The organism is Flintibacter sp. HCN-6482, assembly GCF_037892565.1.
Classification (GTDB): Bacteria; Bacillota; Clostridia; order Oscillospirales; family Oscillospiraceae; genus Lawsonibacter; species Lawsonibacter aceti.
Map to the genome: position 1 here is coordinate 620,614 of NZ_JBBKBK010000001.1, position 22,372 is coordinate 642,985.

27 protein-coding genes are annotated in these 22,372 nt (G+C 61.5%); 12 read left to right on the forward strand and 15 right to left on the reverse strand.

All coding sequences use genetic code 11. From position 1 onward, the window contains the following. Positions 1-2: 2 nt before the first annotated feature. The 6 genes from pyrF to WKS99_RS03030 all read left to right on the forward strand — a co-directional run bounded on the left by pyrF (position 3) and on the right by WKS99_RS03030 (position 4,858). A complete protein-coding gene (gene pyrF, locus WKS99_RS03005; protein ID WP_186852169.1) occupies positions 3-926 on the forward strand; it encodes an orotidine-5'-phosphate decarboxylase in 924 nt (307 codons plus the stop codon). 50 nt (positions 927-976) lie between these two features. Continuing rightward, positions 977-1,543: a hypothetical protein gene (locus WKS99_RS03010; RefSeq protein ID WP_186852170.1), complete on the forward strand. Its 567-nt coding sequence runs from the start codon at positions 977-979 to the stop codon at positions 1,541-1,543. Between the two features lie 46 nt (positions 1,544-1,589). Next, positions 1,590-2,366, forward strand: a complete 777-nt coding sequence (locus tag WKS99_RS03015; RefSeq protein WP_147570946.1) for a dihydroorotate dehydrogenase electron transfer subunit — start codon at positions 1,590-1,592, stop codon at positions 2,364-2,366. Continuing rightward, the gene (locus WKS99_RS03020; RefSeq protein WP_240286866.1) at positions 2,359-3,279 is read left to right on the forward strand and encodes a dihydroorotate dehydrogenase; all 921 of its coding nucleotides are present in this window, start codon (positions 2,359-2,361) and stop codon (positions 3,277-3,279) included. The genes WKS99_RS03015 and WKS99_RS03020 overlap by 8 nt, the downstream gene beginning before the upstream one ends. Positions 3,280-3,349: 70 nt before the next feature. Next, positions 3,350-3,667: a DUF1622 domain-containing protein gene (locus WKS99_RS03025; RefSeq protein WP_186852172.1), complete on the forward strand. Its 318-nt coding sequence runs from the start codon at positions 3,350-3,352 to the stop codon at positions 3,665-3,667. 36 nt (positions 3,668-3,703) lie between these two features. Then, a complete protein-coding gene (locus tag WKS99_RS03030) occupies positions 3,704-4,858 on the forward strand; it encodes a bifunctional histidine phosphatase family protein/GNAT family N-acetyltransferase (RefSeq protein WP_340405303.1) in 1,155 nt (384 codons plus the stop codon). 8 nt (positions 4,859-4,866) lie between these two features. Here WKS99_RS03030 and WKS99_RS03035 read toward each other — a convergent pair whose 3' ends face one another. Then, the gene (locus WKS99_RS03035; protein WP_147570950.1) at positions 4,867-5,130 is read right to left on the reverse strand and encodes a hypothetical protein; all 264 of its coding nucleotides are present in this window, start codon (positions 5,128-5,130) and stop codon (positions 4,867-4,869) included. A gap of 93 nt (positions 5,131-5,223) precedes the next feature. Here WKS99_RS03035 and WKS99_RS03040 point away from each other — a divergent pair, with 93 nt between their 5' ends. Continuing rightward, complete coding sequence (locus WKS99_RS03040; RefSeq protein ID WP_147570951.1) at positions 5,224-5,439, forward strand: helix-turn-helix domain-containing protein; 216 nt, start codon at positions 5,224-5,226, stop codon at positions 5,437-5,439. 60 nt (positions 5,440-5,499) lie between these two features. Here the strand turns inward: WKS99_RS03040 and WKS99_RS03045 are convergent, their stop codons facing one another. After that, on the reverse strand, positions 5,500-6,117 hold the full coding sequence (locus WKS99_RS03045) for a tRNA1(Val) (adenine(37)-N6)-methyltransferase (RefSeq protein ID WP_340405304.1): 618 nt from the start codon (positions 6,115-6,117) through the stop codon (positions 5,500-5,502). Positions 6,118-6,227: 110 nt separating this feature from the next. Here WKS99_RS03045 and rsmI point away from each other — a divergent pair, with 110 nt between their 5' ends. After that, complete coding sequence (gene rsmI, locus WKS99_RS03050) at positions 6,228-7,058, forward strand: 16S rRNA (cytidine(1402)-2'-O)-methyltransferase (RefSeq protein ID WP_262669489.1); 831 nt, start codon at positions 6,228-6,230, stop codon at positions 7,056-7,058. 47 nt (positions 7,059-7,105) lie between these two features. On the opposite strand, the gene WKS99_RS03055 is transcribed toward rsmI, so the two are convergent. Continuing rightward, a complete protein-coding gene (locus tag WKS99_RS03055; protein ID WP_186852175.1) occupies positions 7,106-7,366 on the reverse strand; it encodes an AbrB/MazE/SpoVT family DNA-binding domain-containing protein in 261 nt (86 codons plus the stop codon). A gap of 237 nt (positions 7,367-7,603) precedes the next feature. Between WKS99_RS03055 and WKS99_RS03060 the strand changes: the two genes are divergently transcribed. Together WKS99_RS03060 and WKS99_RS03065 are read left to right on the forward strand one after the other, a co-directional pair. Next, the gene (locus WKS99_RS03060) at positions 7,604-8,182 is read left to right on the forward strand and encodes a nucleoside recognition domain-containing protein (protein WP_147571002.1); all 579 of its coding nucleotides are present in this window, start codon (positions 7,604-7,606) and stop codon (positions 8,180-8,182) included. Positions 8,183-8,264: 82 nt separating this feature from the next. Further along, entirely contained in the window at positions 8,265-8,789 is a 525-nt protein-coding gene (locus WKS99_RS03065) for a spore maturation protein (RefSeq protein WP_262669488.1), read from the forward strand. A 38-nt stretch (positions 8,790-8,827) separates the two neighbouring features. Here WKS99_RS03065 and WKS99_RS03070 read toward each other — a convergent pair whose 3' ends face one another. From WKS99_RS03070 to WKS99_RS03095, 6 genes are all read right to left on the reverse strand, one after another. Further along, positions 8,828-10,177 (reverse strand): DUF1576 domain-containing protein, encoded by a 1,350-nt coding sequence (locus WKS99_RS03070; RefSeq protein WP_240286860.1) that lies wholly within the window; start codon positions 10,175-10,177, stop codon positions 8,828-8,830. A gap of 31 nt (positions 10,178-10,208) precedes the next feature. Next, entirely contained in the window at positions 10,209-11,117 is a 909-nt protein-coding gene (gene ribF / locus WKS99_RS03075) for a riboflavin biosynthesis protein RibF (RefSeq protein WP_147571003.1), read from the reverse strand. 62 nt (positions 11,118-11,179) lie between these two features. Next, positions 11,180-12,049 (reverse strand): tRNA pseudouridine(55) synthase TruB, encoded by an 870-nt coding sequence (truB, locus tag WKS99_RS03080; RefSeq protein WP_340405305.1) that lies wholly within the window; start codon positions 12,047-12,049, stop codon positions 11,180-11,182. Beyond that, positions 12,042-12,989 carry a DHH family phosphoesterase gene (locus WKS99_RS03085; protein WP_147571005.1) on the reverse strand — a complete coding sequence of 316 codons (948 nt, stop codon included), beginning with the start codon at positions 12,987-12,989 and terminating at the stop codon, positions 12,042-12,044. The genes truB and WKS99_RS03085 overlap by 8 nt, the downstream gene beginning before the upstream one ends. Further along, positions 12,986-13,372, reverse strand: coding sequence for a 30S ribosome-binding factor RbfA (rbfA, locus tag WKS99_RS03090; protein ID WP_186852179.1), 387 nt, complete (start codon positions 13,370-13,372; stop codon positions 12,986-12,988). Before rbfA ends, WKS99_RS03085 begins: the two co-directional genes overlap by 4 nt. A gap of 39 nt (positions 13,373-13,411) precedes the next feature. Further along, positions 13,412-13,633, reverse strand: a complete 222-nt coding sequence (locus tag WKS99_RS03095) for a helix-turn-helix domain-containing protein (RefSeq protein ID WP_186852180.1) — start codon at positions 13,631-13,633, stop codon at positions 13,412-13,414. 89 nt (positions 13,634-13,722) lie between these two features. Here WKS99_RS03095 and WKS99_RS03100 point away from each other — a divergent pair, with 89 nt between their 5' ends. Beyond that, on the forward strand, positions 13,723-13,905 hold the full coding sequence (locus WKS99_RS03100) for a hypothetical protein (RefSeq protein ID WP_186852181.1): 183 nt from the start codon (positions 13,723-13,725) through the stop codon (positions 13,903-13,905). A gap of 345 nt (positions 13,906-14,250) precedes the next feature. Here the strand turns inward: WKS99_RS03100 and infB are convergent, their stop codons facing one another. The 5 genes from infB to rimP all read right to left on the reverse strand — a co-directional run bounded on the left by infB (position 14,251) and on the right by rimP (position 19,345). Then, complete coding sequence (gene infB / locus WKS99_RS03105; protein ID WP_186852182.1) at positions 14,251-16,641, reverse strand: translation initiation factor IF-2; 2,391 nt, start codon at positions 16,639-16,641, stop codon at positions 14,251-14,253. Between the two features lie 21 nt (positions 16,642-16,662). Further along, positions 16,663-17,277: a ribosomal L7Ae/L30e/S12e/Gadd45 family protein gene (locus WKS99_RS03110; protein ID WP_262669484.1), complete on the reverse strand. Its 615-nt coding sequence runs from the start codon at positions 17,275-17,277 to the stop codon at positions 16,663-16,665. Beyond that, on the reverse strand, positions 17,270-17,545 hold the full coding sequence (gene rnpM / locus WKS99_RS03115; RefSeq protein ID WP_340405434.1) for an RNase P modulator RnpM: 276 nt from the start codon (positions 17,543-17,545) through the stop codon (positions 17,270-17,272). The genes WKS99_RS03110 and rnpM overlap by 8 nt, the downstream gene beginning before the upstream one ends. 79 nt (positions 17,546-17,624) lie before the next feature. Further along, complete coding sequence (gene nusA / locus WKS99_RS03120; protein WP_340405306.1) at positions 17,625-18,803, reverse strand: transcription termination factor NusA; 1,179 nt, start codon at positions 18,801-18,803, stop codon at positions 17,625-17,627. A gap of 86 nt (positions 18,804-18,889) precedes the next feature. After that, a complete protein-coding gene (rimP, locus tag WKS99_RS03125) occupies positions 18,890-19,345 on the reverse strand; it encodes a ribosome maturation factor RimP (protein WP_340405307.1) in 456 nt (151 codons plus the stop codon). Positions 19,346-19,649: 304 nt separating this feature from the next. Here rimP and WKS99_RS03130 point away from each other — a divergent pair, with 304 nt between their 5' ends. Next, positions 19,650-20,066 carry a hypothetical protein gene (locus WKS99_RS03130; RefSeq protein ID WP_147571013.1) on the forward strand — a complete coding sequence of 139 codons (417 nt, stop codon included), beginning with the start codon at positions 19,650-19,652 and terminating at the stop codon, positions 20,064-20,066. Between the two features lie 94 nt (positions 20,067-20,160). Here WKS99_RS03130 and WKS99_RS03135 read toward each other — a convergent pair whose 3' ends face one another. Continuing rightward, positions 20,161-22,173 (reverse strand): YgiQ family radical SAM protein, encoded by a 2,013-nt coding sequence (locus WKS99_RS03135; protein WP_186852184.1) that lies wholly within the window; start codon positions 22,171-22,173, stop codon positions 20,161-20,163. Between the last annotated feature and the right edge of the window lie 199 nt (positions 22,174-22,372).

Consider the following 22,372-nt stretch of genomic DNA (forward strand, 5'->3'; position numbering starts at 1 on the left):
CTATGTCTTTTGACGTATTACAGGATAAGATACGCGCCATGAAAAACCCCACCGTAGCCGGGCTGGACGCCCGGATTGAGTATGTTCCCGAACACATCCGCCGGGCCGCTTTTGAGGAGCACGGCGTGGGGCTGAAGGGGGCCGCCGAGGCCATCTACCAGTTCAACGCGGGCCTGATCGACGCCCTGTGCGACGTCGTTCCGGCGGTGAAGCCCCAGTCTGCCTACTACGAGAATCTGGGCTGGCAGGGCATGGAGATGCTGGAGCGGACCATCCGCTACGCCAAGAGCAAGGGACTGTTCGTCATCGCTGACATCAAGCGGGGGGACATCGGCTCCACCGCCGCCGCCTACGCCGAGGGCTGGCTGTCCGGGGCCAGCATCGAGGGCCAGCAGTTCAAGTCCTTTGACGCCGACTGCGTCACCCTGAACGGATATATGGGCTCTGACTCCATCAATCCCTTCCTGAAGGCCGCCAAGGAGGAGGACAAGTGTGTTTTTGTCCTGGTCAAGACCTCCAACCCCGGCTCCGGCGAGCTTCAGGACATCGTGGCCGGGGACCGGCTGGTCTACCAGGTAATGGGCGACCTCAACGAGCGCATCGCCGCCGGCACCGAGGGCAAATACGGCTATACGATGGCTGGGGCCGTCACCGGAGCCACCTACCCCTCTGACATCCGGGCCCTGCGGAAGCGGCTGGAGCATACCTTCTTCCTGGTCCCCGGTTACGGCGCTCAGGGGGGCACCGCTGACGACGTGCGGTACGCCTTTGACAAATATGGCCACGGGGCCATTGTCAACTCCTCCCGTGGCATTATGTGTGCCTGGCAAAAGACTGGTGGGGACGGCCATGATTTTCAGGAGGCCGCCAGAAACGCCGCCATCGCCATGCGGGATGATATCAAGCAGTTTGTGACCATCGTTTAACGGGAGAGACGGAGGACCCCGCCCCGGTGCGGGAACAAGGAGGCGGTATCATGGCAAATTGTGTCCTATGCGGCCAGAAGCTGGGTATGTTCGACAAGGTAAAGATAGACTTTCATAACACCAAGCAGTCTGTGTGCTCGGACTGTGCCAATCGGCTGGACAATACCGTGGGGCCGGAACGGGCGGAGCTGTTCCGCCAAATTTTGGATTCCCCCTATTTGGAAAACGGGGAGGACATCCGCGCCGACATCAACACTGGCAAGCCCTGCCCTGCCTGCGGCGCCATCCTCCACCGGAAACTGCGGAATTTCTCCATCGGCTCCGACGGGTACGGCGGGCTCTCCTCTTTGGGTCTGCCCAGCTATGAGGTGGACCTGTACGCCTGCCCCCAGTGCGGCAAGGTGGAGCTGTACACCGCCGCCCCTGGCGCCTGGGCCGCGCTGACCGACCAGCCGGAAGCGGAGCAGGTCACCTGTCCCGACTGCGGGACCCGCCACAGCCCCCTGATCGGCTGTCCCAGCTGCGCTGTGCGCCAGGCTGGATTGGGCCGGACTTTCCCCCAGGAGGAGAAGCAGTCTACCAGCAAGAGGTCCAAAAAGGTCCCCTGGGAGAAGTGACTATCCCTTTTCCCGGTTCAACACAGTATAGAAAGCAGAGATGTCTATGAAAGTAGAACGAGAATGTAAGATTGTGTCCAAGGAGCAGGTGGGTGATGCCGTCTATATGACACTGGAGGTGGGAGACATGATCCGCGCCTCCTTCCGGGCCCCCGGTCAGTTCGTCCATATCCGGTGTGGGGAGGGGCTGCTGCTGCGGCGGCCCATCTCGGTGTGCTCCTGTATGGAGGACGAGCCCGACGACCTGTTGTCCATCGTCTTTGAGGTCCGGGGAGAGGGGACCCGGTGGCTGGCCGGCCGGGAGCTGGGGGACAGTCTGGATGTGCTGGGTCTGGCGGGCAACGGCTTTGATCTGAAGCCGGAGGGCCGCTACCTCCTGGTGGGTGGCGGCATCGGCATCCCGCCTATGCTGGGCTGCGCCCAGTACACCGGGGGAAGGGCCACCGCCATCCTGGGAGGCCGCTCCCGGGACAAGATCATTTTAGAGGATTTCTTCCGGGAGGACTGCGCCAAGGTTCTGTGCGCCACTGATGACGGCTCTCTGGGACATCACGGCTTTGTGGATGCCCTGGTCCGCCGGGAGCTGTCTGAGGACAGGGGCTATGACGGAGTGCTGGCCTGCGGCCCCAAGCCCATGCTGCGGAACGTGGCGAAGGTAGCGGAGGAGTTTGGCATCCCCTGCCAGGTGTCTATGGAGGAGCGGATGGGCTGCGGCGTGGGGGCCTGTCTGGTGTGCGCCTGCGACATGGCCGACGGCAGCCGGAAGCATGTATGCAAGGACGGCCCGGTATTTGATTCCAGGGAGGTAGACTGGGATGCCTGATGTGAATTTGTCCGTCACGCTGGCGGGGATGACCATGAAAAATCCGGTGGTGGTGGCCTCTGGTACCTTTGGATTCGGCCGGGAGTACAGCCAGTTTTTTGACCTGTCGGAGCTGGGAGGCATCTGTGCCAAGGGCCTGACTCTGCTCCCACGGGAGGGCAATCCCGCTCCTCGCATCGCGGAAACCCCTATGGGTATCCTCAACTCCGTGGGCCTGCAAAATCCCGGCGTTGACGCCTTTATCACTGAGGAGCTGCCCTTCCTGCGGCAGTACGACACAAAGGTGATCGCCAACATCTCGGGCAACACCCCGGAGGAATACGGCATTATGTGCGAAAAGCTGGCTGGGGCCGGAGTGGACATGATAGAGGTGAACATCTCCTGCCCCAACGTGAAGGCTGGAGGGCTGGCCTACGGCACCCGGCCGGAGCTGGCCGCTGAGGTCACCCATGTGGCCAAGGCCCACGCGGGGCAGGTCCCTGTGATGGTCAAGCTGTCCCCCAATGTCACCGACATCACCGAGATCGCCAGGGCAGTGGAGGGCGCCGGGGCGGACGCCATTTCCCTCATCAACACCATCCGGGGGATGCGGATCGACGTGAACACCCGCCGCCCCATTTTAAAGATGAATACCGGCGGCCTGTCCGGCCCCGCTGTGCTGCCCGTGGCGGTGCGGATGGTGTGGGAGGTGGCCCAGGCTGTCAAGGTGCCCATCTTGGGCATGGGCGGCGTGTCCAAGGGGGAGGACGCGGCCCAGCTGATGCTGGCGGGGGCCAGTGCTGTGGCGGTGGGCACCGCCCTGTTTGCCGATCCCTATACCCCCTTAAAGGTCCGGGACGGGCTGGCCGTCCTCGCCGCCGGGCAGGGCCTTGCGGCGGTCCGGGAGCTGACGGGAAAGGTCCTCCCCTGGTAAGTCGGCCGGGTTGATCTCCTGGAAACCTGCATATACTATCCCATCTCTGTGAAGATGGGAGGATGAGCCTGTGCTCCATCTGGTCATTGAGCGCACCCTGCCCACAGTCATCTCCCTGTGTGAGTTGATGGGCATTTTCGTGGTGGCCGTGTCCGCCCTGGGGGGCTTTTTCCAGTACTGCCGGGGACTGATCACCCACCGGGCGGTCAACATCAAGGCCGACCTGGCCAATGGGTTGGCTACCAGCTTGGAGTTCAAGATGGCCGCCGAGATCCTCAAAACCGTGCTGGTCCGGGACCTGAACGAGCTTCTGGTGCTGGGGGCGGTCATCCTGCTCCGGGCCCTGCTGTCCCTGCTCATCCATTTTGAAATGAGAGGCGGGGGGTGAATGCACCCCCCCGCCGTACATAAAGGAATGTAGCCTATGACCACCATCTATCTCATCCGCCACGCCGAGGCCGAGGGCAACCTCCACCGGCGCATCCACGGCTGGTATGACGCCTTGATTACAGAAAATGGCTTTGCCCAGATCAAGGCTCTGGAGGATCGCTTTCGGAATATCCACATCGACGCGGTCTGGTCCAGCGACCTGTACCGCACATGTACCACCGCCCGGGCCATCTATGTGCCCAAGGGTCTGCCCCTCCACACTGACCCCCAGCTCCGGGAAATCAATCTGGGGGACTGGGAGGACCAGACTTGGGGGCAGGTGCGGCACTTTGATCCGGCGGGGATGGCGGCCTTCAACCGTAGCGACCCTGCCTGGCGGGCCCCTGGCGGCGAGAGTCTGGCCGAGGCGGGGGATCGGCTGGAGCGGGCCTTGACCTCCCTGGCACGGCAGCACCCCGGCCAGACCGTCGCCGTATTCAGCCATGGCACGGCTATCCGCCAATTTCTCGCCAATGTGAAAGGCATCTCCCCAGAGGACTGGCACACCCTCAGCCACAGCGAGAACACCGCCGTCAACTGCCTTACCTTTGATGGAGAGCGGTTCCAGGTAGTCTTTGACAGCGACGCCTCCCATCTGCCGCCGGAGCTGGCCACCCTGGGTAAGCAAGCCTGGTGGCGGAAGGACAAGCAGAAGGCGGAGGACGTGAACCTGTGGTTCCGCCCCATCCGGTGGGATACCGAGCGGGAGCTGTATCTGGGCGCTCGGCGGGATGCCTGGGAGTCCACCCACGGTCTGGAGATCCCCTTTGATGGCGCGGGCTTCCTCCGGGACGCCCAAAAGCACCTGGACCAGTCCCCCTGGGGGGTGACGGTGGCCATGGCCGGGGAGGAGCCGGTCGGCCTGCTCCAGTTGGACCAGGAGCGGTACAGTACCGACAACGCCGGGTACATCCCCTTCTGCTACATGAACCCTCAGCGGAGGGAGCAAAACTTAGGCGTCCAGTTGGTGGGGCAGGCCGTTTCCTACTTCCGCCCCCTGGGACGGGACAGGCTCCGGCTGCGCTGTGCCCCCTACAACGACCGGGCCCAGCATTTTTACCGCAAGCACGGCTTTGTCAAAATCGGGGAGGAAACGGGGAGCCGGGTCCCCCTGGACATCATGGAGAAGTACATCGGCTACCAGCGGTAGGGCCCCCCTCACCCCAGCATCTGGCGGATCAGCTCCTGCCGGAGGCCCAGTCCGAAGGCGTAGTAGCCCCCCTGGAGGTAGCTGCCAAAGTCGGCCAGCTTGGCGAAATAGTCCTCGTACGCCGGGAGCCCCACCGCCGCCTCGATCTGCCGGGCCGCCTGCTCATACTCCCGTTTGGCGGCCTGATAGGAGGGCACCGTGTCCAGAAAGCGCTCCACCGCCTCGGGCACTTCCCCGTTGAGCCAAAAGAGCTGGGCTAAAAGTTGTTGCATTTCTAATTCACCCCACATATAATATATTCGCTTTCAGCGCATATTCATTATATATGCGCAATAAGCGTATGTCAAGAGGATTAGAGAACAGTTATGGAATTTTTTGAACGAATCCGACTGCTCAGAAAAGAAAAGAAAATGACCCAGAAAGAGGTGGCCGCTGCTCTGCATATTGGGTATCGGGCCTATCAATGCTATGAACTGAATCAGCGCTTTCCTGACTTCCACGGCCTGATCGCCATCGCTGACTTCTTCGATGTCAGTCTGGACTATCTGGTGGGCCGCTCGGATGTCCGGGAGCGCCGGTGACCCCCTCCCCCGCACCATAAAATAACGCCGGGACCGTCTGTGGATGGTCCCGGCGCTGTTTTATCCTTCGATGGTCAGCCCCGGCTTCCCCTGCCGCACCCCCTCCACCAACAGGAGGGCGGGCGGATGGCCCGGCCCGTGGGACACCAGCTTGAGCCGCTTAGGCTCCAGCCCGCTGGCCCGGAGGGCGCACACCACATCCGTCAGCCGTTCAGGCCGGTGGCACAGGGCAAACCGCCCCCCATTCCGCACCAGTCGGGCGGCGGCGGCGCACACTTCCTCCAGGGCACAGTGTTCCTCGCTCCGAGCGGGACCGCCGCTCCCTCCACTGCCCAGGGAAAAATAGGGTGGGTTGGACACCACCAGGTCAAAGACCCCGGCAGGCAGAGGGACGGACCGCAGGTCAGCGGGCAGGATCTCCCCCGCCAGACCGTTGCGCTCCAGATTGTTCCGGGCGGTTCGGGCGGACAGGGGGTCCAGCTCCACCCCGGTAAGGGACAGGCCCTCCGCCCTCCGGGCCAGCAGCAAAAGCAGGACGCCGCTCCCCGTTCCCAGGTCACACACCCGCCACCGGGGCCGCACAGTAGCGAACTCCCCCAGGGCAAGGGCGTCGCCCCCCAGTGGAAATACCCCTTCCGGCCAGGAAAGGTTGTAAGGGCCAAGCTGTTCCGTCTTCATGGGCTTTCTCCCGCCTCTCTCAAACAGATAAGAAAAGAATACCACAAAAGAGAGAACTATGGTATAATACGGAGGAATCTTTTGACGCTGACAGAGGAGGCGAAGGGCATATGGCCGGAACCTTATATCTGGTCCCCACCCCCATTGGCAATCTAGGGGATATCTCCCAGCGGATGGCGGACACTCTGGCTCAAGCGGACTTCATCGCCGCCGAAGACACACGGGTATCCATCAAACTGCTCAATCACCTGGGGCTGAAAAAGCCCATGGTGTCCTATCACCGCCACAATACCGACAGCGGCGGCCGGGCGGTGCTGGACCGGCTGCTGGCTGGAGAGAATTGCGCCCTGGTCACCGACGCAGGGATGCCCGCCATCTCCGACCCCGGCGAGGAGCTGGTGGCCCAGTGCGCCGCCCTGGGGATCCCGGTGTGTCCCATCCCTGGTCCCTGTGCCCTGGTAGCCGCTCTGGCGGCCTCCGGCCAGCCCACAGGCCGCTTCACCTTTGAGGGCTTTCTGCCCATGAACAAGAAAAACCGCCGCTCCCACCTGGACTCCCTTCGGGGGGAGGAACGGACCATGGTGTTCTATGAGGCCCCCCACAAGCTGGCTGCCACCCTCCGGGACCTGGCGGACACCTTTGGAGCGGACCGCCCCATCTCCCTATGCCGGGAGCTCACCAAGCTCCATGAGGAGATCCGCCGCGCCACCCTGGGGGAAGCGGCCGACTACTATCGGGACAACACCCCCAAGGGGGAGTTCGTGCTGGTGGTCCGGGGCTCAGAGCCGACGGAGGAGGGCGAGGTCACCCTGGAGGACGGGCTGCTGCTGGTGGACCGCCTGCGGGGAGAGGGACTATCCCTCCGGGACGCTGTCCGCCAGGCGGCCAAAGAGCTGGGCCTGCCCCGGAAGCAGCTCTATGACCGGGCCGTGGACCGATGAAAAACAAACAGGCAGTCATCCGTTTGGATGACTGCCTGTTTTTGTCTTCACTCCAGGTCGGACTGGCTCAACAGCTGAAGGCCCGCGGCACATTTGCGGCAGACATTTTTCCCCCGGAACGAAAAAATGTCCTTCTCACTATCACAAAAGACGCAGGAAACCTGATACTTTCTCAAAACGATGCTGGGCCCGTCCATATAGATCTCCAGCGGATCTTTCTCCTCGATCCCCAAAGTACGGCGCAGCTCGATGGGCAGTACGACCCGGCCCAGTTCGTCCACTTTCCTCACGATACCGGTGGATTTCATCGCTCTCTTCCTTTCTATATATTTCTCCGGCCCACGGGGAGGGGGCCGGCGGATTGTTTGAAATCATTGTATTGGTTAAAGTTTACTTTGTCAATGTTTTCCTGTCGAAAAAGGGCGAAAAGGAAAAATTTACCTGATATTTTCCTAATTTTTGTCCCATATTTATCCAATTCTCAAAAGGCAGGCATACCGGCCGGGGCCCGCCCGTATAAATGGGGACAAGAGGGGGTGGGCAGTATGACGATGACGGTAATCTGGACAGGGATGGTGGTCATCTCTGTGCTGTGCGGTCTGGCCACCGGCCGAGGGCCGGAGGTGGCCGCCGCCGCGGTGGAGGGCACCTCGGCAGCGGTGGAGCTGTGCCTCTCCATCGCCGGGATGATGTGCCTGTGGACCGGAGTGATGGAGGTCATGCGCCGGTCCGGTCTGGCCGATCGGCTGTCCCGCCTGCTGGGTCCGGTGCTCCGACGGCTCTTTCCCCAGATGGCCCGGGATCGGGCGGTGATGGACAGCATCTCCGCCAATGTTTCGGCCAACCTTCTGGGACTGGGAAATGCCGCCACTCCCCTGGGACTGGAGGCCGCACGGGGCATGGCCAAAAAGAGCCCCGGCGTGGCCTCGGACAGTTTGTGTATGCTGGTGGTGTGCAATACCGCCTCCATCCAGCTCATCCCCACCACAGTGGCCACCGTGCGGGCGGCGGAGGGGTGCGCCTCTCCCTTTGACATTCTTCCAGCGGTGTGGCTGGCTTCCGCCCTGTCTGTGAGTGTGGGGATTCTGATGTGCAAAATCTTGGCAAAGCTCTGGCCAGAGTGAGTTTGGCTTATTCTGGCCGCCGCCTGTTTTTTCCCCTTGAACTCTATTCAAATCTGTTTCCGTCAGGGAGGTCTTCCGGACTGTGCAGCTCTTTTTCAACATGATCGTCCCCTTTACCATCTGTGGGGTGGCCCTCTATGGGGCCTTTCATCGGGTGGATGTGTACTCCTCCCTGGTCCAGGGGGCGGGGGAGGGCCTGTCTACTCTGGTCCGCATCGTCCCCTCTCTGGTGGGGCTGATGACGGCGGTCTATATGCTCCGAGCCTCCGGCGCCCTGGAGCTGGCCGCCCTGGCTCTGGCCCCTCTGCTGGAGCGGGTGGGACTGGACCCGGAGCTGCTGCCCCTGATGCTGGTCCGGCCCATCAGCGGCTCCGCCGCCCTGGGTGTAGGCGCGGAGCTCATTTCCACCTACGGTCCCGACTCCCAGCTGGGCCGGACGGCGGCGGTAATGCTGGGCTCTACAGAAACCACCTTCTACACCATCGCCGTCTATTTCGGGGCCGTTGGCATCACCCGTACCCGGTACGCTGTCCCGGCGGCCCTTTGCGCCGATCTCACCGGCTTTCTGGCCGCCTCCTGGGCTGTGGGCCTGCTGTTTGGAGGATAAGAAAGAGGATGCGGGAACCGTCCCGCATCCTCTTTTTGCTATGTATCGTCCTCTTCGGTCAGCTGCTGTGGGTCCGGAGGCACCAGGGGCTCATCGTGCTCCAGGGGGTCAAAGTAATCCTGATCCTGGATGACAGGCTTGCGGTGCCGGGCGATGGCGACGATAGTGGCATAGAGCACAATGGCCACCAATCCGCCGGAGAAGCCGTTGTTGTACAAGTTCATCCCCGCCACTGGGGAGCCGGTATACAGCACCACCGAGGAGTGGATAAAGCCGGCCAGCACCCCATAGGGCCAGCCGAAGTACCCGGACACCGGGGCCAAGGTGGTGCAGAACAGGCAGGCCAGTTGGACCGCCGGGTCATTGAGAGACCAGTGCATCACAAGGCTGCCCAAAAAGACCCCTCCCATCACTGGGATGATATTGAAGGCATGTTTACCAAAGGCGGAGAAACCCATGATGGTCAGGATGCCGCCGATGGTCGGACCGTTGAGTTCGCCCCCTCCGGCCAGAATAAAGGTCATCCCGATCAGGCCGTTGACTCCCGTGTTGATAAGCACCGGGGCGGCGCCGAACATACGAAGATAATCGCTGGGGGCACGGCCGCTTGTCTGGAGCAGACGACGGTATCCCGCCCACGCCGCCCACACCGGCCTTTTGCAGAAAAACAGCCCGGCCAGAATCAGCAGCAGGCACAGGGCGGCCAGCATGGGGGCGAAAATATGGTCATAGCCAGTCGCCCACCGATAGTAGGTGGTGGGATCGGCCCCCATGGAGCTCATGAGGGGAACCAGGATAAAGGCCACCAGCCCACAGGCAAAGCCGATGTTGTACAGGTTCATACCATTTTGCACCTTGTAGGTATAGGCCGAAAGCGGCGGCATAATGAAGCCAATGAGCACTCCTACCAGCACCCCGGAGGCGGGGGTCCCCCAGCCGTTGTCCAGGGCGATGTAGCTGACCACTGGGGCTAGAGCGGTAGCCATCAAGCCAGTGGCGGCGTATTTGCCGAAGGGCTCCTTCCGGCTCTTGGCATACAGCCAGCTGCCCAGCAGGATAGGCCAGATGTTCACCGGGTTTTTGCCGAACAAGGAAAAGCCGGACATCAGGCCGATGACCACCAGGCTCATTCCGTTCAGGGGCTCCCGTGAGGCCCGGAGGACCAGAATGGAAATGGCGGTCACCAAGGCGGAGTTGACCAGGGCCGGCCCCGGCCCGGACACTAGGATATAGTCGGTGATCAGGGCGTCCTCCGTGAGGACGATACGGGCCAGACCGGACAGCACATCCCTGGGACCGGCCCACACCAGACCAGTAAAAAACAGGATAGCGGTGTAGATCCATAGACAGGGGTACATCTTTTCATAGCGCCAGTGGTGATGTTCCAATGGACAGGCCTCCTTTCTTTCCGGGGGAGGGTCAGTTCAGGGAGCGGAAATAGGCTCGGGTCTGATCGGCGTTGCGTCCAATCTCGTCCGCCAGGGCCTCCAGGGAGGGAAACCGGCGCTCTCCCCGCAGGCGCTTGAAGAACTCCACCCGGATCTCATGGCCGTACAGGTCCCCATCAAAGTCCAGGATATAGCTCTCCACCGTCACTCGGCCGTCGTTGTCCTCTACCGTGGGCCGGACGCCTACATTTGTCACGCCGTTCCGGCACTGGCCGTCGAACCAGACGCGAGTGGCGTACACCCCAAAGGCCGGGACGATAACCCCTGCCGGCACCCGCAGATTGACCGTGGGAAACCCCAGGGCGGAGCCGCCGATCTTCTTCCCATGGGCCACCCGGTCGGTGAGCGTATGGGGGTGGCCCAGAAACTCCCCAGCCCGCTCCATCTCCCCCTGGGCCACCAGGGTACGGATATAGGTGGAGGAGATGGTGATGCCGTCCTGCTCCACCCTGCCGATGATGTCACACCCCAGGCCGAGCTGGGCGCATTTCTCCCGCAGCCGCTGGGGATTTCCTTTCCCCATATAGCCGAAGTGGAAGTCATGCCCAGCCACCACATGGACCACATTCAGCTCCCGGACCAGATAGTCGGTGATAAAATCCTGCCAGTCCATCCGCTGCATGGCGTCAAAGGAGGCCACTATCACCTCCTGGATGCCGTAGTACCGGCGCATGAGCCAGATCCGATCTTCCACACTGCTCAACAGCGGGACCATCTGTCCAGTGATGACGGCGGTAGGGCTTCGGTCGAACGTAAATGCGCAGGGAGCGGCCTCCAGCTTGTCGGCGGCAGTCCTCACCGCCCGGAGCAGCTCTCCGTGGCCCAGATGAACCCCGTCGAAAAAACCCAGGGCAATCACACGTTTTGGTTTATCTGCCATATCTCTTTTCTCCTCTGCCGCCCGACGGCGTGCGTCCGGGCGCTGTTTCCATAGGGGGCCAGTCAAACCTGGAAAAAACTTTTGATTGTCGTCAGCTTGCCGCTCCCAGCCCGACACAGGGCCAGAAATTCACCATTCTGGCCATACACCCGATATTCTCCGGTCGCTAACCTGGGCATAACCACTGTCATGCCGTTGCGGACTTTCCGCTCTGCCGCTGGGTCTAGGACCAGCTTCTCCCGGTCAGCAAAAAAGGCGTCCACAGGGCGCAGCAGGGCCGCTGGGTCGGCCGCCTCCCCTGCCTGGTCTAAGGTCAGGGCATCCTCCAGGCCGAAGCCGGCAGCCATTGTCCGCCGCAGGGAGGACATACATCCGCCGCAGCCCAGGGCCATCCCGATATCGTGGCACAGGGTCCGGACATAGGTGCCCTTGGAGCACCGCACCCGGATGGTAAACTCGTCGGGGGCGCTCTGCCCTTCCACCATAAGGGAGCGGATGGTCACCGGCCGGGGCGGCCGCTCTACTTCCCTCCCTTTCCGGGCCAACTCGTAGAGCTTTTTTCCATTAATCTTAATGGCGGAATACATGGGAGGCACCTGGAGGATATCTCCCCGAAACTGCCCCAGCACCTCCTCCAGCCGGTCCGGCGTAACGGAAACCGGGTGCCGCTCCTCCACCTGGCCGCTGGTATCCTGGGTATTGGTGATAACTCCAAGTTTTAACCCAGCAATATATTCCTTATCGGACTTATCAGCAAACTCCACCGCCCGTGTGGCCCGGCCGACGAACACCGGGAGCACTCCGGTCGCCATGGGGTCCAGTGTGCCGGCATGGCCCACCCGCTTCTCATGAAGGATACCTCGGAGCTTGGCACACACGTCCATACTCGTCCAGCCCTGTGGCTTATCGATGATAACGATCCCATTAGCCATTCCGCACCTGCTCAATCGCGTCGATGACTGCCTGACGGGCCTGGGCCATAGTACCCTGAATGGTGGCTCCGGCGGCGGCGGCGTGGCCGCCGCCGCCCATCCGGGCGCAGACGGCGCTGGCGTTCAGGTCACCTGGGTCGGTACGAAGAGACAGCTTGCATACCCCCGGCTCCAGCTCCCGCAGGGTCACCCCGGTCTTGACGCCCTCCACTTGGCCCACAAAGGCGGAGATATCTTCGATATCCCGCTCCTGGGCCCCTACCTGGGAGAGCATATCCAGAGTCAGAAAGACCAGCGCCGTTTCTCCTCTATCCCGCAGTTCCATCCCGGCGGCCAGCAGTCCCTCCAGTTTCAGCCGCTTGAAGGACTTTGTCCGGAAATGCCGCCGATTGACAGGATAGGGGTCAAAGCCGCTGTCCATCAGGTCGGCGGCGACACGGTGGGTGGCGGCGGTGGTATTGCTGTAAACAAAGCAGCCGCAGTCTGTGGAAACGGCCACATACAGGGCCTCCCCTATCTCTGGAGAAATCTGGCAGAAATGTTGTACGATCTCATACATCAACTCGCCGCAGGCGGCTTTTTTTTCATCCAGACAGGTCTCATGGGCGAAAAACTCTTGGGACGGGTGGTGGTCGATGGCCAAGTCCACCCGGTCTACATATTTCACAGCATTGTCTGGAAACAGGGAGCGGGCGGCGATATCCACCGAAATCACCGTTTTGGGCTCATAGCCCGACCGGGCCAGCAGTCCCTCCAGATAGGGGGTAAAAAGGGAGGTAGCCTCTGGATTTTCCAGCACATAGGCCTCCTTCCCAACCCGGCGCAGAGCCCGGCACAGGCCGGCGGCACAGCCGATGGTATCCCCGTCGGGACGCAGGTGGGTCAGGATCAAAAAGTTATCGCGGGCCATTAAAAATTCGGCCGCCTGTTTGGCTGTCATCGGTCCTCATCCTCCTGATAGGGGTTGTCCGGGTTGACCGGCTTGACCACCTCAGGGTCCCGGAGCAGCTCCAGGATGTGGGCTCCCTTGACAATGGAGTCGTCCTGGACAAAGGACAGCTCTGGGGTGTAGCGCAGCTGGAGCGCCCGGCCCAGCTCCCGGCGCAGATAGCCGGAGGCGGACCTCAGCCCCTTGAGCACCTGGGCGCAGTCCCCCTTGTCCAGTACGGAGATATAGACCTTGGCGTACCGCAGATCCGGTGTGGTCTCCACCGCCGTCACCGAGATCATGCCGGTAACCCGTGGATCTTTTACATTGGGGATCAGAGAAGCCAGCTCCCGCTGGATCTCCTCATTGATCCGGCCGATTCGATTGCTTGCCATAAATGTTTCCTCCTTTTGGGGATGTCTTCGGGCAGAGGTTCACCGCTCCTCGTCCTGAAAGCCCAGCAGATAGTCGGCGGACACCTGGTAGTGCTCGCAGATCAGAGCAAATTTTTCAAGGGTCGTACTTCTCTTCCCGGTTTCCATATCACTAATCTGTGTAATAGTCACATCTAATATAGCAGCCAAATCTCCTTGGTTTTCATTGGCCCGCTTTCGAAGTATCCGCAGACGTTCCCCGAATTGATTTTTATTGAACACAAAATTCCCCCTTGACTTTTAGCTAAAAGCTGATATACTAAAGATGATTAAGCTTATAGCTAAATTTACGTGAGGTGAATAGGATGACTATGCTCTTTGAACTCTTGTACCATTACTGGTGTGTCCCGTACGACCCGGAGCGTTTCCCGGAATACCTACGCAAAGATCCGGTCCACGCCTATGGGCAGTACGCCTTTGAGGAGGGCTTTAAGCTGGGGGCCCAGCTGACCTGCCTCTCCCTTCACGATCCGCATATGCAGACGCTGGAATAAGCGGCACAGGGCGGGCACTTTGTGCCCGCCCTGTGCCGTATTTATTATACAATGATTTTTTGAATATTAAAAGAGAAATTTTCAGGCCGGGGCCGCCTTCGGCGGCCTTTTCCCTTAAACCTCGATCTGTTCCATAACGAAGGCCTCGATAATGTCGCCCTCTTTGATATCCTGGAACCTCTCAAAGGTGATGCCGCATTTCCCCACGGGATGTCCCATCCCGCGGGGACCCCTTTGATTTGAAATGCTCGGGCGGAATAAATCCGCCCTCCGCAAATCTCAGCCTTTGGCTTCGATTTTACGCGCCAAAGGGCGCGCCCCGCTACGCGGGGTACTCATGCGCCATCAGCGCTCCACTTCCTCCATCAGGAAGGCCTCAATGACGTCGCCTTCCTTGATGTCCTGGAACTTCTCGAAGGTAATGCCGCATTCGTAGCCGGCGGCCACCTCCTTGACGCTGTCCTTGAATCGCTGGAGGGAGGCAATAGCGCCATCGTAGATCACGATGTTGTCCCGGAGCAGGCGCATCTGAGCGTTGCGCTGCATCTTTCCGTCCAACACATAGCAGCCGGCCACCATGCCCACGCCGGTGATACGGAACACGTTGCGGACTTCGGCCCGGCCCAGCTCCACTTCCTTGAACTTGGGCGCCAGCATCCCCTTCATGGCCGCCTCGATCTCGTTGATGGCGTCGTAGATGACCCGGTACATCCGCATATCCACATGATTGCGGGCGGCGTTCTCCTTGGCGTTGGCGTCCGGGCGGACATTAAAGCCTACGATGATGGCCCCGGAGGTGGTGGCCAGCATCACGTCGCTCTCGCTGATAGCGCCTACGGCGCAGTGGATGACCCGGACCCGGACCTCCTCGTTGGACAGCTTCTCCAAGCTGGCCTTCACCGCCTCGGCAGAGCCCTGGACGTCGGCCTTGACAATGACGTTTAGATTCTTCATCTCTCCGGCCTGAATCTGGCTGAACAGATCTTCCAGAGATACCTTGCCTACAGGGGAGGAGGCCGCGTTCTTCTGTTCGTGCTTGCGCTGCTCCACCAGTTCACGGGCCATGCGCTCGTCGGCCACGGCGTGGAAGTCGTCGCCAGCGCCGGGCACCTCGCCCATGCCGATGATCTCCACAGGGACGGAGGGACCGGCCTCGGTCAGCTTCCGACCCTTAGCGTCGGTCATGGCGCGGACACGGCCTACGGCGGTTCCGGCGATGATCACGTCGCCCTGCTTCAGGGTCCCGTTCTGGACTAGCAGGGTGGCGATGGGGCCGCGGCCCTTGTCCAGCCGGGCCTCAATGACCGCGCCGTGAGCGGAACGGTTGGGGTTGGCCTTCAGCTCCCGCATCTCGGCGGTGAGGACCACCATGTCCAGCAGGTTGTCAATGCCCATGCCTGTCTTGGCGGAGATGGGACAGACAATCGTTTCGCCGCCCCACTCTTCGGGCACCAACTCATACTCGGTGAGCTGCTGCATGATGCGGTCGGGGTTGGCGGTTGGCTTATCCATCTTGTTAATGGCCACAATAATAGGGATCTCGGCGGCCTTGGCGTGGTTGATGGACTCCACGGTCTGGGGCATAATGCCGTCATCAGCGGCTACCACCAGGATGGCCACGTCAGTAATCATGGCGCCACGGGCCCGCATGGCCGTAAATGCCTCGTGGCCGGGGGTATCCAGGAAGGTGACCGGGCTGCCCTTTACCTCCACCTGGTAGGCGCCGATGTGCTGGGTGATGCCGCCCGCCTCGCCGGACACCACGTTGGCGTTGCGGATGTAGTCCAGCAGGGAGGTCTTGCCGTGGTCCACGTGGCCCATGACCACCACCACGGGGGCACGGGGCTCCAGATCCTCGGCCTTGTCCTCGGCGGTGTCGATGAGCTTCTCCTCGATGGTGACGATGACCTCCTTCTCCACCTTGCAGCCCATCTCCTCGGCGATGATGGCGGCGGTGTCGAAGTCGATGATCTCGCTGAGAGAGGCCATCACACCGTTTTTCATCAGGCACTTGACCACCTCGGCGCCCGTTTTCTTCATCCGGGAAGCCAGCTCGCCCACGGCGATCTCGTCGGGGATCAGGACCTTGACCGGAGCCTTCTTGGCGATCTCAAGCTGGAGGCGGCGCATCCGGTCCTGCTCCTCCTGCTTGCGCTTGTTGCCGAAGGAGCCCGCCTGCTTACCGCCCCGCTGGCGCTGGGCGTTGCGGCCCTGGAACTTCTGCTTTCCACCCCGGTCCTGCTGCTTCTGATCCGTAAAGGACTCCAGGCGCTCGTCGTACTTATCCAGGTTGACGGTGCCACTGCCCCTGGTATCCACCACCTTCTTCTCCCTGGTGGTGGGGCGGGGCGCCGACTGCTGCTGCTTGGCCTGATGCTGCTGAGTCTGGGACTGGGGCTGGGGCTGACGGCCCTGCTGAGGCTGGGCGGCCTGCTGGCCCTTCTGCTCGGCTTTGGGCTGCTCCCTGACCTCTGCCTTAGGGGCGGAGGGAGCGGGCTTTTTGGCATCGGGGTCATGGTAGATATCAGCATAGACCGATTCAATGGAGTCAATCTGGTTATTTTGAGTCAGATACTCAAAGACGATGGACAGCTCCTCGTCGGTCAAGGGCTGCATATGGTTCTTAGGCGGGTGTCCATACTGGGTCAAGATGTCCATGACCGCCTTGGAGGGCAGGTCCTTGCCTCCCTTTTTAAAATCCTTTGCTACTTTATGGAGCGGATATTTTATCATCATAGATAGAAGCCACCTCGTTTCTTAGCTATCATGCCGGAGCTTACCAGACAGGCGCCGGCCGCCGGGGCCTGTCTTGCGGGTACGGTCAGTCCGGCGGCCGCCGGTCTTGGCCAAACGGGGCCCGCTCCCCTCTTGGGGAGCCTTGGGTCCAGCTTTTTTCCTGGCGGGGGCAGGGGGGGCCTCCTCCCTCTTGGGAGGCGGGGCCCAGGGCTTTCGTTTGCCCTCCCGCAGGTTTTTCTCGTGCTGCCGCTTCTCCCGCTGACGCTGGAGGGCCCGGTCGGCCTTCTCCCGGATCTGCTGGGCGGCGGGGCCGTATTTTTCCGGATCGCGGGCGGCCAGCTTCTCCAGGATGGAGGCGGCAAAGCCCGAATCTGCCAGGGCGACCATGGCACAGGACGAGCGGCCCAGCGCCAGCCCCAGTTCCGCTTTGGAAAAGGGGAGGGCCAGCCAGAGCACGTTGCCCGCCTGGCCGAAATGGGCGGCCCTTCGGCAGGTGTTAGGGGCGGCGTCAGCGGCCAGCAGCACCAGCTTGGCCTGCCGGGCCCGGCACAGGGCCCCCACCGGCTCCTCACCGACCTCCAGCCTGCCGGCCTTTTTGGCCAAGCCCAGCAGGTGGAGGATGGGATCATTAGCCATCCGCCGGCACCTCCTTCATCTGCTCCTCCAGCCCAGACCAGACCTCATCGGGTATCTGGGCGGAGAAAGCCCGCTCCAGTGCTCTGGCCTTTCTGGCCTTTTTCAGACAGTCTGGATTGGGGCACAGATAGGCTCCCCTACCGGGCAGCTTGCCCTTAAAGTCCAGGGACACCTTTCCCTCAGGGGAACGGACCACCCGGATCAGCTCCATTTTTGGTTTCATTTCCCGGCAGCCAAGACATTGGCGCATAGGAATCTTCTTGGGCACGGTCCGCACCACCCTTTTGGTCAGAGTTGAGAGCAGCGAGCTTAGATAGGAGATATCTTCACTCTCCACTCGATTCAAATTAGGCTTCTTCCGGAGCCTCAGCGTTATGGTTCTCAGTGATCTCCCCCGCAGGCAGGTCCTCCTCAAGAGCCTCAATGGGCTCCAGGGGGGCGGAGGCGGGCTTGATGTCGATCTTATATCCAGTCAGCTTGGCGGCCAGGCGGGCGTTCTGCCCCTCCTTGCCGATGGCCAGGGAGAGCTGGTCGTCGGGCACCACCACCCGGCAGCTCTTGCCGTCGGGCAGCTCCTCCACCGAGAGAACGTCGGCGGGGGACAGGGCGGCGGCGATATACTCCGCCGGGTCCTCAGACCACTTGATAATGTCCATCTTCTCGCCCTTCAGCTCATCCACAATGGTGTTGACCCGCTGGCCCCGGGGGCCGACGCAGGCGCCGATGGGGTCCACGTTGGGGTCGGCAGACCAGACGGCCAGCTTGGTGCGGGAGCCGGCCTCCCGTGCCACAGACTTGACCTCCACGGTGCCGTCATAGATCTCAGGCACCTCCAGCTCGAACAGCCGCTTGACCAGTCCAGGGTGGGTCCGTGAGATGAGGACCTGGGGACCCTTGCTGTTGGGACGGACCTCCACGACATAGACCTTCAGCCGCTGGCCCTCCACATACCGCTCGCCCTTCACCTGCTCATTGGCGCCCAGATAGGCGTCGGTGAACTCAGAGCCGGAGTGGATGCGCAGGGACACGGCACCGTTCCGGGGATCGATACGGGTAACCACACCGGTAACCAGCTCCTGCTCCTTGGAGCAGAACTCGTCATAGATCATCCCCTGCTCCGCCTCACGGATGCCCTGGATAATGACTTGGCGGGCGGTCTGTGCGGCTACCCGGCCGAAGTTCCGGGGCTTGATCTCCATGCGGACCACATCGCCCAGTTGGGCCTGGGGCAGGGCGTTTCGTGCCTCGTCCAGGCTGATCTCCGTGGCGGGGTCGTCCACCACCTCCACCACTTCCTTCTTCAAAAACAGGCGGACAGTGGCGGTCTCCTCATTGGCCTCGATGACCAGATTTTCCCCCATCCCCTCGTGGTCCTTCTTATAGGCGGACAGAAGGGCCTGGGTAATCTTCTCCATCATATAGCCGGGCTTGATGCCCTTCTCCTGCTCGATCTGGGCGATGGCGGCAAAGAACTCCTTGCCGTCCAGCTCATTGCTGTTGACTTTTTTGGTTGCTCTCTTAGCCACGATAGTTTCCTCCTAAAACAGCGGAAGCGCCGCCGTTCATTGTATAGCTTTTGCGCAGCGGGCCGCCCCAATGGCGGTCGTGTCCGTCAAAACCGGGGATACAGCCGGACCAGGGCGATCTCCTTCTTTTCAAAGTCCACCGGGCTGCCGCCCACCTCCAGGGTCACATTTCCGTCCTCAAAGGCACGGAGCAGACCCACATGGTCTTTACGGCCATCTCTGGGGCGGTAGAGCTTTACCTCCACCTCGGCCCCCAAGAATTGGGCGAAATGATTCGGCTTTTTCAACACTCGGTCCGCCCCGGCAGAGGACACCTCAAAAGTGTAGCTGCCCTCAATGGGATCGGCCTCGTCCAGCAGGTCGGACAGGGGCCGGGAAACCGCCTCGCAGTCATCGATGGACACGCCGCCCTCCTTATCGATGTAGACGCGGAGGAACCACTCCCCCGCCTCCTTCACATATTCCACATCCCAGAGGGTGCATCCAGCCCCCTCCACCACGGGGAGGGCCAACGCGGCCACGGTATCGGTAACTTTTGCCATAAAGTTCCTCCTATTTTGCCCCTCACTCCCGGAGGTTCGGCCCATTTGGTCAATCAAAAAGAGCGGAGCCTTGACCCCACTCTCACCAATACTACCTTAATAACATCATGACTATACCACAAACCAAGGCGGATTGCAAGAGCTGGAGAAAAGTTTTTTCCAGATCAAGGGCTTTTTCCAGCGCAAAACATAGAAAAAATTGTCAATGAGAACAGTCATTACCGGATTTTTCGGCAGACAAAAGACACATACTACCACCCGGATGGAACTTCCGTTGGACAAACAGGACGGGAGGAAGTTGAGAATGAAACGATATCTAATGGCTCTTGGCCTGGCTGTGACCATGGTGGCCACCCTGGCCTCCTGCGGCAACACGGACGGGAATACCAACAGCGGTACCAATGGCCCTGCCAACGGCTCTGTGTCCGGTTCCGCCCAGACCAGAAACCGGCGTACCACCTATGACCGCAGCAACGCCTATGACTATCTGGAGGACGGCCGCTATTCTGCTGACGCCAATGGGCGAGTATACGGCAGCCGGAACGACAACATGGGCCGAGACCTGACCCAGGGAGCACGGGACCTGATCCGCGGAGCCGGTGACGCCATCGGCGACGTGGGCCGGGGCATCGGCGATGCCGCCCGAGACATCACCGGCGGGACCGCCGGCACCCCCAGCTGGGAGCCTAATCCCGGTAACCGGAGCACGATGAATTATTAAAAAATAGGCAATCTCCAAAAAGGGGTCCGGCAAAACCAGTTTGCCGGACCCCTTCTCATTCTATTCACGCCTTTTTTCAGCCCGGTGCAGGGTCTCATTTCTTGCGGCCTCCCTTTTTGGGCTTGGCCTTTGCCCAGCCCGCCTTGCGGGCCGGACGGGCCTCCTTCTTCTCCACCCTCTGCCGGCTGTGCACGCTCTCCCGCCGGGTGGGGCCGACGCCTTTCTTGCCGGCTGATTGGCCGCCGCCCTTTCCCTTGGCGGCCGGAGCCCGCTCCCCCGGTCCGTCCGAGGACCGCGCTCCTCTGTCCGGCCGGACCAGACAGTGCTTGCCGTAGCCGATCAGGTCCTCCCGGCCCGTCCGGTGGAGGGCCTCCAGCACCAGCTTACGGTTTTGGGGCTTGCGCCACTGCATCAGCGCCCGCTGGAGGGCCTTGTCGTGGGGCGTCTTGGGGACGAACACCGGCTCCATAGTCCGGGGGTCCAGTCCGGTGTACCACATGCAGGTGGCCAGGGTGCCCGGTGTGGGATAGAAGTCCTGCACCTGTTCAGGCATATGGCCCTGCCTGTTCAGCCACTCGGCCAGCTTTACCGCGTCCTCCAGAGTGCAGCCCGGATGGGAGGAGATGAGGTAGGGCACCAGATACTGGTCCTTGCCATACCGCCGGTTGAGCTTAAAATACTTTTCTCGGAATTTTTCATATACCTCAATGTGGGGCTTTCCCATGTAGTCCAGAGTATGGGCCACACAGTGCTCCGGCGCCACCTTGAGCTGGCCAGAGATGTGGTGCTGGACCAGGTCGGTAAAAAACTCCCCGCTGGGGTCCTTCATCAGATAGTCAAACCGGATGCCGGATCGGATGAACACCTTTTTCACCTTGGGGATCTCCCGCAGCTTGCGCAGCAGCAGCATATAGTCGGTGTGGTCCGCATCCAGGTTAGGACAGGGCTCCGGGGCCAGGCAGGCCCGGTTTTTGCACATCCCGTGCTTGAGCTGCTTCTGGCAGGAGGGCCGGCGGAAGGTGGCCGAGGGGCCGCCCACGTCGTGGATATAGCCCTTGAAGCCGGGGTGCTCCGTCAGGGCCTTCACCTCACGGATGACCGACTGGTGGCTTCGGCAGGAGATGGTCCGTCCCTGGTGAAAGGCCAGGGAGCAGAAGTTGCACGCCCCAAAGCATCCCCGGTTGTGGGTGACGGAGAAGCGCACCTCCTCGATGGCGGGCACGCCTCCCATCTCGTCGTACATGGGGTGGGGCTCCCGGACATAGGGCAGCTCGGCCACCCGGTCCATTTCCTCTGTGGTCAGGGGGAAGGCCGGAGGATTGACCAGCAGGAACTGTCGGCCGTGTTTTTGCAGGATGGCCCTGCCCACCACAGCGTCATGCTCCTGATACTCCACCATATTGGCCCGGGCGTAGGCCTCCTTAGAGGCGGACACCTCCTCGAAGGAGGGCACCTCCACCCTGGGGTATGTGCACACATCCGGGTACTTCACCGCCGCACAGGTACCCCGCACATCGGTGATCTCCCCCACCGGAGTGCCGCTGGCCAGCCGGGCGGCGATCTCGATGGTGGCCCTCTCCCCCATGCCGTAGGTCAGCAGGTCCGCTTGGGCGTCGAAGAGAATGGAGCGGCGGACCTTGTCCTCCCAGTAGTCGTAGTGGGCGAAGCGGCGCAGGCTGGCCTCCAGTCCGCCGATGACCAGGGGGATGTCCCCAAAAACCTCCCGCACCCGGTTGGAGTAGACAATGGTGGCGTGGTCGGGGCGCAGGCCCGCCCGCCGTCCGGGGGAGTAGGCGTCGTCATGGCGGCGCTTTTTGGCGGCAGTGTAGTGGGCCACCATGGAGTCGATATTGCCCGCGGAGAGGAGCACCCCCAGCCGGGGCCGCCCCAGGGCGGCAAAGGCTTCCGGGTCCCTCCAGTCGGGCTGGGCCAGCATGGCCACCCGATAGCCCTCGGCCTCCAGCACCCGGCCGATGATAGCCGGACCGAAGGAGGGGTGGTCCACATAGGCATCCCCGGTGATCAGCAGAAAGTCATAAAAGTCCCAGCCCCGGCGCTCCATATCCTGGATGCTCACCGGCAGGAACCGCTCTCGGTCAAAACTCATGGTCATTTCCTCGATTTCATGAAAATCAGGGTAAAACAGCGCGCAGTCCTCGCCCCAGGCCCTCCGCCACCGCCCATGGGGAGGCAGCAGGATCGAGCTCCCGGCCCCATCATGATCTTCAGCCGGCGGGCCAACAGCATAGAGATCACTCTCTCAAGAAAGAGCATATCACACCAGGGGCGGAATTACCACTGTTTTC

Coding starts and splice junctions, on each gene's coding strand:
- pyrF (WP_186852169.1), top strand. CDS start 3: ATGTCTTTTGACGTATTACAGGATAAGATACGCGCCATGAAAAACCCC.
- WKS99_RS03010 (WP_186852170.1), top strand. CDS start 977: ATGGCAAATTGTGTCCTATGCGGCCAGAAGCTGGGTATGTTCGACAAG.
- WKS99_RS03015 (WP_147570946.1), top strand. CDS start 1,590: ATGAAAGTAGAACGAGAATGTAAGATTGTGTCCAAGGAGCAGGTGGGT.
- WKS99_RS03020 (WP_240286866.1), top strand. CDS start 2,359: ATGCCTGATGTGAATTTGTCCGTCACGCTGGCGGGGATGACCATGAAA.
- WKS99_RS03030 (WP_340405303.1), top strand. CDS start 3,704: ATGACCACCATCTATCTCATCCGCCACGCCGAGGCCGAGGGCAACCTC.
- WKS99_RS03035 (WP_147570950.1), bottom strand. CDS start 5,130: ATGCAACAACTTTTAGCCCAGCTCTTTTGGCTCAACGGGGAAGTGCCC.
- WKS99_RS03040 (WP_147570951.1), top strand. CDS start 5,224: ATGGAATTTTTTGAACGAATCCGACTGCTCAGAAAAGAAAAGAAAATG.
- WKS99_RS03045 (WP_340405304.1), bottom strand. CDS start 6,117: ATGAAGACGGAACAGCTTGGCCCTTACAACCTTTCCTGGCCGGAAGGG.
- rsmI (WP_262669489.1), top strand. CDS start 6,228: ATGGCCGGAACCTTATATCTGGTCCCCACCCCCATTGGCAATCTAGGG.
- WKS99_RS03055 (WP_186852175.1), bottom strand. CDS start 7,366: ATGAAATCCACCGGTATCGTGAGGAAAGTGGACGAACTGGGCCGGGTC.
- WKS99_RS03060 (WP_147571002.1), top strand. CDS start 7,604: ATGACGATGACGGTAATCTGGACAGGGATGGTGGTCATCTCTGTGCTG.
- ribF (WP_147571003.1), bottom strand. CDS start 11,117: ATGGCAGATAAACCAAAACGTGTGATTGCCCTGGGTTTTTTCGACGGG.
- truB (WP_340405305.1), bottom strand. CDS start 12,049: ATGGCTAATGGGATCGTTATCATCGATAAGCCACAGGGCTGGACGAGT.
- WKS99_RS03085 (WP_147571005.1), bottom strand. CDS start 12,989: ATGACAGCCAAACAGGCGGCCGAATTTTTAATGGCCCGCGATAACTTT.
- rbfA (WP_186852179.1), bottom strand. CDS start 13,372: ATGGCAAGCAATCGAATCGGCCGGATCAATGAGGAGATCCAGCGGGAG.
- WKS99_RS03100 (WP_186852181.1), top strand. CDS start 13,723: ATGCTCTTTGAACTCTTGTACCATTACTGGTGTGTCCCGTACGACCCG.
- infB (WP_186852182.1), bottom strand. CDS start 16,641: ATGATGATAAAATATCCGCTCCATAAAGTAGCAAAGGATTTTAAAAAG.
- WKS99_RS03110 (WP_262669484.1), bottom strand. CDS start 17,277: ATGGCTAATGATCCCATCCTCCACCTGCTGGGCTTGGCCAAAAAGGCC.
- rimP (WP_340405307.1), bottom strand. CDS start 19,345: ATGGCAAAAGTTACCGATACCGTGGCCGCGTTGGCCCTCCCCGTGGTG.
- WKS99_RS03130 (WP_147571013.1), top strand. CDS start 19,650: ATGAAACGATATCTAATGGCTCTTGGCCTGGCTGTGACCATGGTGGCC.
- WKS99_RS03135 (WP_186852184.1), bottom strand. CDS start 22,173: ATGAGTTTTGACCGAGAGCGGTTCCTGCCGGTGAGCATCCAGGATATG.